The sequence below is a fragment of the Mesorhizobium sp. M5C.F.Ca.ET.164.01.1.1 genome, from assembly GCF_004792125.1.
In the GTDB taxonomy this organism is placed as follows: Bacteria; Pseudomonadota; Alphaproteobacteria; order Rhizobiales; family Rhizobiaceae; genus Mesorhizobium; species Mesorhizobium wenxiniae.
Window position 1 is genome coordinate 176,388 of record NZ_SRTG01000002.1, and the last position, 12,673, is coordinate 189,060.

Sequence of the window (12,673 nt, forward strand, 5' to 3'; positions counted from 1 at the left end):
CGAGCTGACATGAAAATCTCAGTTTTAACGGTCTGCTGGAACTCGGCCGCAACAATCAGGCACACGATCGATAGTTTCTTTGCCCAGGACCATCATGACAAAGAGTTGGTAGTCGTCGATGGCGGGTCGGCGGACGAAACACTGACAATCGTTCGATCGTATCCCCAAGACCAGATTCAGTTGCTCAGCGAGCCTGACCGCGGCATGTATGATGCATTGAACAAAGGGCTGCACCTATATACCGGACAAGCAGTAGGCGTGCTGAATTCTGACGATTGTTTCCACGATCACACGGCGCTGAGTCGGATTTCGGCAGGCCTCGAACATGCCGACATCGTGCATGGCAATCTGGATTTTGTCGAAAACCATTTCAACAAGCGGGTCGTACGGCGTTGGCGTGCTGTTGCCAGGCCGGCCAAGGGTTTTCGGACCGGCTGGATGCCAGCGCATCCGACGTTCTACGTCCGGCGGAAGGTGGCCGAAGCGGTAGGTGCGTTCGACCTTAACCTGAAAGTCGCGTCGGATTACGATTGGATGTTGCGTGCTGTTGAGCTCTACGAATTCAGATCTGCGACGAGCGACCATATTTTGATAGATATGATGGTTGGGGGGGCCAGCACGAGCAGCATCATGTCGTACGTCAGGCACAACATGGAAGCGTTACAATCGAGGCGCCGATGGCTCGGTTCGGGTACGGTTGACTATGCATTGGTCGCGAAGCCGGCGCGTAAGTTTGGCCAACTTGTTTTCACCCTTAGCGCCAAGGGCTAAGATCGATCGCATTCCTGACAATCAGGTCCAGTTCCCGCCCTGCGGAATTCGCCACTAAATTTCAGTTGGCCGCAAAATCATTCAACCCCAATTCGATTACCGTAGAAAGCTCCCACAGACTACATGTGTCTATCCAAAATGGCATCGTAGTCAGCCCGGGAAAAGCCCGGCGTTGGTATCAGTATCCTGACGGTTAGTAGGTAAAGTTAATCCATGGGGGTTGAGTAAGTAATAAAATGCGTAGTCAAAATTTAGAATGGAAATTGACATGAGAAGGCTGTATAATAGTAGAAAACGGATCCTGGTGACTGGCGGTGCGGGTTTTCTTGGTTCGCATTTAATAGACAGATTACTCGATGAAGGGAATGAAGTTGTTTGCGTTGACAATCTTTTTACCGGAAGCAAAAGAAATATAGACCATTTGCACGGAAATCCTAGGTTTGAATTTCTTCGGCATGATGTGTGTTTTCCACTTTACGTAGAGGTCGATGAAATATACAACCTTGCATGTCCGGCCTCTCCGATTCACTACCAGCATGATCCGGTACAGACGACCAAAACGTCTGTACATGGCGCGATCAATATGCTTGGACTCGCGAAGCGGCTTAAATGCAAGATTCTGCAGGCCTCGACGAGTGAGGTTTATGGAGATCCCGTCGTGCATCCGCAGATTGAAGAGTATTGGGGTAACGTAAACCCCATTGGGCCCCGCTCGTGTTACGATGAAGGCAAGCGATGTGCAGAAACTCTATTCTTTGATTACCATCGACAGCATGGCTTGAAGATAAAAGTAATGAGAATATTTAATACATATGGGCCCCGTATGCACCCGAACGACGGTCGCGTTGTTTCTAATTTTATAATGCAGGCGCTGAAAGGCGAGCCCCTAACTATCTACGGCGAGGGGGACCAGACCAGATCCTTTTGTTATGTCGACGATCTAGTTGACGGGATGATTCGCCTGATGAACTCTAGTGATGATATCACTGGGCCAATTAACATTGGCAATCCAGTCGAGTTCACAATAAAGGAGCTTGCGGAAGAAATTTTAGAAAAAGTTAAATCAAAATCTTCGCTTGTGTTCGTGTCACTTCCTCTCGATGATCCAAAGCAACGGCAGCCGGATATATCAAAAGCTAATGAGTTACTCAACTGGCACCCAAAAATTCAGCTAAGTGACGGGATAAAGTCTACGATTAGTTATTTTGAAACGTTGCTCGACAGGGTAGCTAATTAAGAATGGAAAGCGAGGCTTTACGCTCTAGTCAAGGCCGTGGCCTAGTTAAGAGATATTCATGCGCTCAGTTCTGAATACGATAAAATTTATTGTGGCACATCCCCTTTGCTCAGGGAGGCCACTGAGCGCGCTGTGGCGATATGTAAGATGGCAGGCCGAAAGCTCGATACGCCACGAGCTGGAGTTCCAGTGGATAGCGGGAGCAAAGTTGGTAGTGCGAAAAGGTATGACCGGCGCCACTGGCAATATCTATTGCGGCCTGCACGAATTCTCAGATATGGCATTCGTCCTCCATTTCCTGCAACCACTCGATAACTTTGTAGACGTTGGCGCTAACGTTGGGAGCTATTCTGTCCTGGCGTCGGCTGTATGTGGAGCGCGAACAGTCGCACTTGAGCCCGACCCGACCACGATTGAATTTTTAACCCGCAATGTGAATGTCAACAGAATTCAAAGCCGTGTCACAATCATTGACGCCGCGTTGGGTGCAACACAAGGGACAGCAGATTTCACCATCGGACGCGACACTAGAAACAAAATGGCTAAAGCAGACGAGCGTGAAACACGCGTTGTCAGAGTTGATACATTAGATGAAATTGTTCGCGATGCAGCGCCAATATTGGTGAAGATTGATGTCGAGGGCTTCGAGGCCGATGTTATCGCGGGTGCCAAAAATACGCTTGGAAGGCCAGAATTAATGGCAATCCTGATTGAAACGGTTGATGACGATGTTCGCCATACACTAAATTCTCACGGTTTTGTCGAAGTGCACTACGAGCCTCGCTCCAGGGTCTTATCTCAAACAGAAGATCAGGCTGGGAGAGGGGCGAATTTCCTTTTTGTGCGCTCCATAGAGGCTTGCACTGAGCGTGTAAAACGTGCGCCCCCGCGACAAATTCTCCATCAACTAATATGAATTAGGGCAATCCAATGCTAGCTCATCTGTAAGCACTTCTGTCCATGAAGGACAACGAGCGAGACGCAGGCAAGAAACATGAAAAGGCCGGGTAAATAAATTGGCAACAATAACTGTCGAACTGGATGGGCCAGGGTTCTCGTTGCCATCATGAATGACGAGAGTCCTGTCGATCTCGACGCAAGGGACCTCGTCGCAATCGCATAGCCATTAGTCGTACTCGGTCATGCGTGCAATTGTTGCAAAGTCGGCTCTCCGGTTTTCACCCGGGAGTGCGGTAGCCATTGTCGGTGGACGTGGCAGTGGAAAACTGTTGGTGGCCTTTGCGGATGATCGATTAGCTGGTTAATGGGCTCACGAATTTGAACACCTCCACCATCACCCTGCCCAACGAAAGACATCTTCTGCTGCGGATGCGCTTTCAATTGCTTGGCGGATTGACATTCGCGGTCCTGATTCCAGCGCTCATTCGTATGTCGTTTGATCAACAAGTAATCTGATCAACGAATATGCAAGTTACGATTTTCGCTGCGTTCGTCGCTCACACGTCGGGCTACCTGCTTTACGCATCGGCAATTTTCCCGGTGTGGCAGCGGCTGGTAATATTTTGCCCACATTTGCCCTGACTTATGGCCAGGTGTTCGTGACCATCTTCTTTTTCAGGTTTGACTATAGCCGGTTCCAGGCCGCCGCGAGTTTCTTTCAGTCGACATTGTGGTATTTTGGACTGAGCTTGGCCACGCGACGGCTCGACCCCTACCGGTTGACAGTGATCCCGGGTGGGAACGTCGATAGGCTGGAGAGCATACCTGGCGTCAGTTGGCACAGGATTCATTTGCCCGAGACAATCGTAGAGTATGCTAGAGGTGTGGTGGCCGATCTTCGAGCCGATCTTTCGGATGAATGGGAACGATATATCGCCGATCGCGCGCTCTCGGGAACGCCGGTCTATCATGTCAAACGAATCAGTGAGTCGCTCACAACTGAGTGGAAATAGAGCATCTTTCCGAAAATACCCTGGGGTCATTGAATCCAAACCACGCATAGTTGAAAACAAAGCAGGATATTGGTTGGGCTTCTCACCGTTGCTTTTATTTGCCGCAATATGTGTAAGGTGGACTCGAAGGGTCCTGCTTTATTCAGGCAGAAGAGGATGGGGTACAGAGGAAATATCTACGAGGTTTACAAGTTTCGGACGATGAAACTCAGTGCCACTGTCGGCGATGAAAAGGAAGAGGCCATCACAAAGGCAGCCGATGCGCGGATCACTCGCCTAGGACAGGTCTTGAGGAAATCCAGGATCGATGAGTTGCCGCAAGCCATCAACATCTTGCGCGGCGAGATGAACTGGATCGGACCGCGTCCGGAGGCCCTTGTTGTGTCAAAATGGTATGAGGCAGAGCTGCCATTCTATCGGTATCGGCACACCGACCGGCCTGGCATTACCGGATGGGCGCAAGTCAACCAGGGCCATGTTGCGGCGGTGGACGACGTTCTGGAAAAGCTTCACTATGACTTCTACTACATCAAAAATTTTCTCGACGTGCTGATCGTGTTTCGTACTGTCCGAACCATGCTGACAGGGTTTGGTGCACCTTGATTGTTCGGTAGTGTTTCGCCCTAGTTGTTGCAGGCAGGGGAGGGCGAGTGGTTACAAGGTCAAGAGAATAAGTGAATCTATTAGTTGCAAACGCAAAGCTCCTTATGAAACCAAGTTGTAGTTCGTGGCGCGGAAAACAATAATAGGTTGGAATATGCAAACCCTATACCCGAGGCAATCGATGGATCTCCCATCAGGTGAAATTCATCATGCTGGAATGAAGATGAAATCGGGTGGTTCTCATGGTAGAGCAGACCTCAATGAGGCAACATCGTCCAATTGCAAAACGTCAGCGTACGGATCTCTCAAACGGCCGGATACACAAAATCACTTGAGAAGCAGCACTTATAGCCGGCGTGACTGGCCAATACGGTGTATATCTCGCCGAGTTGGCTGGTCACGGGCTATGATGATGGGGATGGGCCTTAAGCGGCAGGTATCCTCATTCAATACTGGTCGGACCCCTGGGGACTACAGGAAATTTATTCAGATACATACGAATTGGAGCCCATTGCAGTGCGCGTTGCACGGTTCGGGGACTGGTATCTCGACCGCTATAGAGATAAGCCGGTTAAGAAGGCGGTATCCTTCGGTCCAAGAAAGAACTCCCTTGGGATGTCAATTTCTGACCGAATTCGGTGCAAGATAATGCTCCACTCGCAATCAGAGGAGGTCGCCTTCTCGTGGCATGGACTTCCGCAATACGCGGCTCGACTCATACGGGCGGCTGCGGAACGGCTGGATAGGCCATGCGTGGTGGTGGGGTCCCGCCCGGTGGTCCCGATTGATGGAATGGAGCAGGTGCTCGGCCGACCGGTCCAGTGGATAGACCCGGGAAAGCCTACTTCCTGGTCTGAGATCGGCCTGAAAATTCCGAAGTTCTATATCCAGTCCGGCTGGTCTTATCCTGCTTTTTCAGCGCTTGGCCGCGAGGTCAAGAAGGCTGGCGGATGCGTAATCGGGCTGAGCGATGCAAACTGGCGGGGTGATCTGCGCCAGCTTCTGCTTGGCCCGGCCGCTTTTCGGCTTCGCCACCGCCGACACTTCGACGCAATTATAGTGCCCGGGCACCAGGGTGAGCGCCTTCTGCGTTATTTTGGGATGCCGCGTCACCGCATCCGCATGGGGTTGTATGGAGCTGACCCCACGCTTTTCTCCCCGGGGCCGCCGCTTGCTGAACGGCCACCCGAGTTCCTGTTTGTCGGACAGCTAATCCGCCGCAAGGATATTCTCGGTTTGACGAGCGCATTTGTCGAATTTTGCCGACAGCGGCCCGAATGGACGTTGCGAATTTGCGGAAGCGGCGAGCTGAGGAACCAAATACCCGTTCATCCCAAAATTATTGTCGAGGATTTCGTACAGCCCCAGGAACTCGCCAGTCGCTATTATTCGGCACGGTTTCTGGTGCTGCCGTCCCTGGTTGAAGCCTGGGGGCTCGTGGTTCACGAAGCTTCGCTCTGCGGTTGCGGTTTGGTTTTGAGCAATGCTGTCGGCAGTGCGGACGATCTTGCATCGGGGCGCAATGCGATGCGATTTCGAGCCGGGTATAAACGCGAAATACTGGCCGCACTTCATTCGGCAGCAGACTCAAGCCCCGACTGGCTCGTCGGAGCCGGATTTGAATCGAGAGCATTGGCGCAGAACTTCGGTCCGGAGCGCTTTGCTGTGGAGGTGTCAAGTCTGATTTCGTCTTTCGCCGGCAATAGCTTTTGATCGGGGATCCAGCGAAGGCCCAGCGTGTTCTCGGCTGGAAAGCCTCCACTTCCTTCTAAAGCATGGTGAGCGAGAGGGTGGAAACGGACCTCCGTGCGGTCAAGCGGGAGGCGCAGCACCGACGACTTGATGAGGAGCGCAGCCGACGCCGCGCAGTAGCGTTAGGTCGAAGCTCGTGAAGACTTCAGTCATCACCGTTTGCCGGAACGCCGCCGCTACGATCCGGCATACACTCGACAGCTTCTTGCTCAGCACCAAGGGGACAAGGAGCTAGTCATCATCGACGGCGCGTCGACCGATGAAACGCTTTCGATAGTAGTACTAAGAAAACGACATTGCTGTAAAGCACGCTTGGAGAAGTCAGATTGTTAACAATAGCTGTGGAGAATTCTACGTGGAACAACATGGGGGATGCATTCTATCAGACATCTTTGCAACGCATTTTACAGGGTCAATTGCCGCAACATAGAGTTGTCTCGTTTGATGGGCCAATAAAACGTGGGTTTCGGCCAGGACGTTTTGGGCGGAATAGCTTCGATGTAAGGACTTGGACCCACGCCGATCACTATGTCTTTTCTGGTCCGATTTTTCACCGCTTCGTTGAAACATATGGTGATTTAATAAAAGCGATAGTTGACAAAGGATCGACGTACAGTTTTATAAGTGTTCATTCAAATACATATGACTGGGAGCTGCCGAAACTTCGATCTTTCTTGACGAACTACCCTCCAAAAGCGATTCATACCAGAGACCGTTATACATATGAGAAAATTGGAGACTTAGCAAAAGAAAGATTGGATGGAATATGCTTTGCCTTTTTTGTCAGGTACTTGGACGGTATACCTGACTTGGCTCCAAGAGAGCCATATGTATGCTCAAGCTTTCATAGTGTTAGAGAACCGGTACTTACGTGCGATCCCGCGCCGGCGGAAAAAAGCTTTGTTGGATCGGCGGTGTCATTTGAGTTAAAGGAGGCCAATATACCTTGGCGATGGGATCGCCACCTGGACTTCAAGCGAGCTTACCCAATCAAGCTCGGTCATTGGAGTATAATAAGACCTGTGCATGGCCTTTACGGGTTCTCGCATTTGGTTTTCAGCCGTCCTAATTCGTACGTTACCTACAATCCTCTGAATTTCCTATCTATTTACAAGCACTGTGACGGGGTGTTGACCGACCGCGTGCATGCCGGCGTGGTCGCCCTCTCCTTTGGTCGTCCTGTACGCTTGTTGGCGGTTGACAAGAGATCTGAATTGTTTTCGAACGCACCAATAACCCGTACTGACGGCATTTTCGAAATTGATAATCGCGAGCTCGAAAAGCAGTATGAGCGACACACTGATTGGATTCGAAACAATCTTTTGAGCGCAATATTGACGTGAGTAGGCCCATCAACTCAGCGGCATGGGCGCGATTCATCTTCGGATCATTTGTTGCCTCCGGTGTTGTGCTCCTACTGACCCTCGTGTCAGGGATGGTTACGGCTCGCGTATTAGGCCCAGAGGGGCGAGGTATTTTGGCAATCATTTTGACCTGGTCTGGCTTGTTTACGGCCCTGGTTCAATTGCCTATTTCAGATGCCATTGTTCTTATCAGTGATCCCAAGGCGAAGAGCTCGGTGGAAGCCTCCGGGCTTTATATCTCTCGGGCGCTATCGATCTTGCTTGCATTGTTGTGCGGCTTTATAATGTACGGCGCAATGAGCAGATACGAAGCCGTTCCTGTGCTAATCGCATCCCTATTCGCGTTCTCTTCGTCAATGTCGGGTATTATTGGCGACGTTTATAGGGGTATATTAAGGTCCAGGGGAAGGTTTTTCGCACTGCAAGCATTTTACGTCTCTCAGCCGTCTATATATTGTGGGCTATGCTTGCTGTCAGTTTTTATTTCTCCTACTGTAAATTATTTCGTTATTTCACAGCTGGTTAGTATATTTCTGATATTTATCATTCGGGGCGCCATTATAAGTATACCGGTCAGGGGTTGCTGGAACTGGCGTATCGCGCAGCGTTTGTTAGCGGTCGCTACACCGCTTCACGTGAGCGCTGTGGTTAGGATGTTTACAGGTCAAGCTGATAGATTTGCTGTAGTGCTGATTGGGCAACCTGAGGCAGTCGGACAATATGCTGTAGCGATTACGCTCTCGTCGCTGTTCGGTGGAGTTTTTAGTACTGCGATAAGGTCCGTGGCCCTTCCTGCGCTGGTTAACAGGACAGACGCGGAACTCTCCAGAATTATTCTTAGGGTTATGAGGCTTACGTGGCTTGCCTCCATCGTCGGGACGGTCACCACTTGCCTATTTGCACCCTTGGCTGCACCACTTCTATTTGGGAAGGCGTTTGTAATTGCTGGGACGTTGGCGTCTTATCTGGCGATAGCCTACTTATTTACACCGGTGAAAGACGTACTATTTGAAGCCTGCAAGCTGGCTAGCCTGAATCGGGTTATTATCACGTCGCATATCATATTCATTTCTTTGTTTGCGGTAGTAGTAGCGACCCAGTACCGATACATAGGGGTGTATGCTGTAATTGTTGCTTTTTTTGTCGCCAACTCTGTTAGTCTAGTCTATGTGTCGGAGCGCCTCGGTAGACTGTTGCCTGCGGTGAGAATGAGAAACTGGATACTGCCAACTTTTTACACACTGCGTGAGTGCTTCACGATGTTTGCAGCAGTGTTCGGTTGGAAGCGATGACAGGAGCGAGCACCGATGCCCCACAGCGGGCCAAGGCCACGCCAGCCTCAAGACTTAAAAAGACGTGAGTTGCACCGCTTCATTCCCCAAGCCCGGCTCGCTATTCTGATTGCCGACCCCGGAAACTCGCAGTAGGACGTCATTATGATGGCCGAAGTAATATCCTTCCTTATCTTGCTAGTCACGACATGCGGAATCCTAGTTGGGGCATTTATCCAGCCCCATGGTTATCTTAAACTCCCTCCATTGTGTGCGGCTGTATATGCCGGCTGGCTTCTTCCTCAGCTGTGGCAGTTGCGAGGGCAGCTCGGCAACTTAGATGCGACATATTTAGCGGTATTGAACCTGTTCTTCGCTGCTTGCTTGTTTAGCGTTCACATCGGCTGGCATTGGGGCGTCCGCGCGGAAGCCTATCAACTCGCGAAGACCCCGGTGCGGGTATTCGCGTCTCAGAGAGATATTACTCGCGTGACGGGCTTGGTGACGCTGGTGGCATGGTCAATGTGGATCGCCATGGGCATGCGCAGTTTGGATGAACGCAATGAGACGATGTGGAGCGGTCCTTTAACGATTATGTACTTTTTCCTCAATTTGAAAATGCTTTCGATGTTTCTTTCCACTTACCTCCTATTACGGTTTAAGAGTCGCATGGCAGTGCTACTTTTCCTGGCCAACGCCGCACTGTACTTTCCTCTGGTTCTCGTTTATTTTCGGCGAAGGGCTATGTTAGAGCTGTTTATAGCTCTTTCGCTTGCATTCTGGTTTGCAAGACGCGCCGTTCTGCCGCGTGTAGGCGTACTGCTCGGAATGCCAGTCGGAACTATTGTTGTTTTCGCTGTAGCTGCATTGAGGGGACTTGCGCGCGGGGACGGGACATCGGAATGGAAAATGCCCAGCTTTGCAGATATATCTGCAATTGATTTTTGGTCACAAACTCCTTTTGTTTCGGACCAACAGTATCCGGAGGTGACGAACGCCTTCTATCTTGTACGTCTGTCTTCGGAACTAGGATATCACACCTTTGGTGCCTCAAGTTGGAACAGGTTGGTATTTCAATGGGTTCCGGCGCAAATCGTCGGAGCAGATCTGAAGAATGCTCTAATGATTGACGTCGACGTCGGAAGGGCTTTGGTTAATACGTTTAACTACAGCGGCCGCACTGGCTCGACGTCGACCGCTATGGCGCAAGCATATGTGGAATTCGGTCCGTTTGGGATCGTTTTTTTCGTAGCAACTGCTTACGTATTGGCAAGGTGGTGGGCGAGAGCGAACCGAGGGAGCGTTTGGGCGATGACGCTCTATGCTTGCGCTCTTCCATTGGCCGTCATCATGCCAACATCCTATCCCATTGTAGTTTTGAACTTTATGCTTCTCTACGGCGGAGCTCTCTGGGTGATCCGCTTTATGATGACAGACAGCAGCTCCGAACGGAGGCACCAGAGGCATGCCGGTCGAGAATATTGCGATGTTAAATAGTCAATTGACGATTTGTTACTTGTCGCAACCATCGGTTGCTCCTCATCAGAATATGATGCTTCGCTATTTGAAAGAGGCGCATTCAGGGCACCAGCATCGCGTTGAAGAGATTCCCATTCCTACGTCCAGGCGGATGACGGGCGTCATTAGGTTCGTTTGGACTGTTATAAAGAAATGCGTCTTCGCGCGGCACCAGGTGTTGTACTTTTCAGGATTCGCGAGTGCTCGATATGCATTTCTCGCGTACATGCTGCGACACCCTCGCATAGTGTATCATTCACAAGATTGGATATTAGACCGGCGAGACTTTAGAGCTTTCGCTGAAAGGCGAGTCGTTAGGAGCGCAGCACTTGTAGTCTGGAACGAGCGAACCCGCGCGAGAGCCGCGTCGCGGCTAGCGAGACGGACGGGTAAGCTGCTCATCGTCCCCACGTACTTACCTTGCACATATCCGCTTCCAAATCCTGACCTTGGCTTAAGGGAAGCTATTCGCAAGCGAGGAATCAGTTGTACGGATGATACCCCAATTATTTTCGCTGGAGGGTATTCTAACGAACGATTATCTCCCAGTTTAATACAAGCGGCGCATAGTCGGAATTGTGTTATTGTGTTTACCGGCCCTAACCGAGTGCCGGAGTCTGCTCCGAGAAACGTCGTGGACTTGGGTGACCAGAGTTTTGAGAACATGCTATCAATAATGGCTGCATCAGATATTGGTGTGTTACTGTATGACTACAGGAGAAGCTTTGGTAATAGGTTTCAGCAGCCGGGTAGGTTAACGGAATATCTTCGCGCGGGACTCGCTGTGATTTCGACCCCATTTCCCAGCGCTAAGAGAATTGAGCGAGACCTTAATAGCTATGTATGTGTCGGCGGGTACGATATACAAGAATTAGGACGGGCACTTGAGAGCTTGTTTCATCAGGTCGGAAAAGGTGAAGTCTCGCGGGAACGTATTAAGCACTATGCCGAGGACAATCTTTCGTATGAGCCAGCCGCCGATACTGTATACCGGCTCGTTATGGATTTAGAATGATTAGCCCAAAAGTAGTCGTGCAACAAATTGGTGCGCGAATGGATTATGCGGTTCCGCGTGCATTGTTCCGGGATGGAATACTTGGTAAGTTCGTAACAGATCTACACTTTAGTTCCCCGCTGAGTGCGCAGGTGGCGACCTTGCAGCGATATAGGTCTGAGATACCAGATGCATATGTTCTCCGGAATTTGAGAAGTGGGTTCGCATACCGTCTACTCTTGCGCTTCTGGCGAGGAGAGGCATGGCCGCATCAATTTGCATCTGAAGCGCTTGCTGGAGCTACTGTGCAGGCAATAAAGGAGACTGGCGCAAACATTTTGTATGGCTTTGATACCGCCTTACTTCCAATATTGTCTGTGGTGAATGAGCTTGGTTGCAACGTGATTTTGGAGCAATGCATAGCGCCACGGATGCAAATGATTAAGTTAATTCCAGCGCTCGAGCAACGTGTCGCAAGAAAGGGCATTTCGTCAAGCGAGAGTGGACTCGGCACATTGCTTGGATACCTTGAAGTATTATCCGCTATTGAACAAGCCGAATGGAGACGATCTGCCCTCATTGTATGTCCGTCGCGATTTGTTCGCGATGAGTTGATAGGACTCGGTGTGTCTGAATCGAAGACGATTGTTATTCCATACGGTGTAAATATAACATCTGATGCAGAGCCAAGGCGTTTCGCAGAAAATCGTAAGCTGAAGGTCGCCTTTGTAGGAGCGTTTTCGTATCGAAAAGGCGCTATTGACTACTGTCAATTGGCATCGAGGTACCATACTCACTCGGAGTTTCATATATTTGGGTCAATAATGCTACCAGATGCTGTTATGAGAAGACTGTCTAGAGATGTCATTGTGCGCGGGCATCTTTCCAGAGAGGATCTCTTTCGCGAGCTGAAGGAGTTCGACGTGTTGGTTCTCCCATCTTATTCGGAGGGTTCTGCTACAGTCATCTACGAATGTATGGCGCTGGGACTTGTTTGTATAGTCAGCCATGCGTCGGGTTCTGTGATAACCTCCGGTGTTGATGGGGTTATATTTGATGCGGGTGATGAGAATGGAATGCATCTCGCATTTGAGAATGTACTTGGGTCACCCAGCCTTCGACGCAGCATGTCAGAGGCCGCGGTCGAGACATCAAAAGAAAACACGCGTGACAGCTACGGGGCGCGTGTCGTAAACGCGATTGAAAAGTTCAGTAAGGGACTCGAAGGGTGACCGTTACCCCAGAACTCA

Annotated in this window: 9 protein-coding genes; all 9 read left to right on the forward strand. The window is 50.4% G+C overall.

Annotated elements, in window-relative coordinates:
* Positions 1-9 precede the first annotated feature (9 nt).
* The 9 genes from EN807_RS17655 to EN807_RS17695 all read left to right on the forward strand — a co-directional run bounded on the left by EN807_RS17655 (position 10) and on the right by EN807_RS17695 (position 12,655).
* Positions 10-771 (forward strand): glycosyltransferase family 2 protein, encoded by a 762-nt coding sequence (locus tag EN807_RS17655; RefSeq protein ID WP_135936031.1) that lies wholly within the window; start codon positions 10-12, stop codon positions 769-771.
* A 268-nt stretch (positions 772-1,039) separates the two neighbouring features.
* A complete protein-coding gene (locus EN807_RS17660; RefSeq protein WP_135936032.1) occupies positions 1,040-2,008 on the forward strand; it encodes a UDP-glucuronic acid decarboxylase family protein in 969 nt (322 codons plus the stop codon).
* A 58-nt stretch (positions 2,009-2,066) separates the two neighbouring features.
* Positions 2,067-2,924 (forward strand): FkbM family methyltransferase, encoded by an 858-nt coding sequence (locus tag EN807_RS17665; RefSeq protein WP_135936033.1) that lies wholly within the window; start codon positions 2,067-2,069, stop codon positions 2,922-2,924.
* A 1,105-nt stretch (positions 2,925-4,029) separates the two neighbouring features.
* Positions 4,030-4,524: a sugar transferase gene (locus EN807_RS36625; RefSeq protein WP_246684236.1), complete on the forward strand. Its 495-nt coding sequence runs from the start codon at positions 4,030-4,032 to the stop codon at positions 4,522-4,524.
* Between the two features lie 792 nt (positions 4,525-5,316).
* On the forward strand, positions 5,317-6,237 hold the full coding sequence (locus tag EN807_RS17675; RefSeq protein ID WP_189522483.1) for a glycosyltransferase family 4 protein: 921 nt from the start codon (positions 5,317-5,319) through the stop codon (positions 6,235-6,237).
* Positions 6,238-6,641: 404 nt separating this feature from the next.
* Positions 6,642-7,619, forward strand: a complete 978-nt coding sequence (locus EN807_RS17680) for a polysaccharide pyruvyl transferase family protein (RefSeq protein ID WP_135936035.1) — start codon at positions 6,642-6,644, stop codon at positions 7,617-7,619.
* Positions 7,616-8,932 (forward strand): oligosaccharide flippase family protein, encoded by a 1,317-nt coding sequence (locus EN807_RS17685; protein ID WP_135936036.1) that lies wholly within the window; start codon positions 7,616-7,618, stop codon positions 8,930-8,932. Before EN807_RS17680 ends, EN807_RS17685 begins: the two co-directional genes overlap by 4 nt.
* 144 nt (positions 8,933-9,076) lie before the next feature.
* Positions 9,077-10,408, forward strand: a complete 1,332-nt coding sequence (locus EN807_RS17690; protein WP_135936037.1) for an O-antigen polymerase — start codon at positions 9,077-9,079, stop codon at positions 10,406-10,408.
* A gap of 1,032 nt (positions 10,409-11,440) precedes the next feature.
* On the forward strand, positions 11,441-12,655 hold the full coding sequence (locus tag EN807_RS17695; protein ID WP_135936038.1) for a glycosyltransferase family 4 protein: 1,215 nt from the start codon (positions 11,441-11,443) through the stop codon (positions 12,653-12,655).
* Positions 12,656-12,673 lie beyond the last annotated feature (18 nt).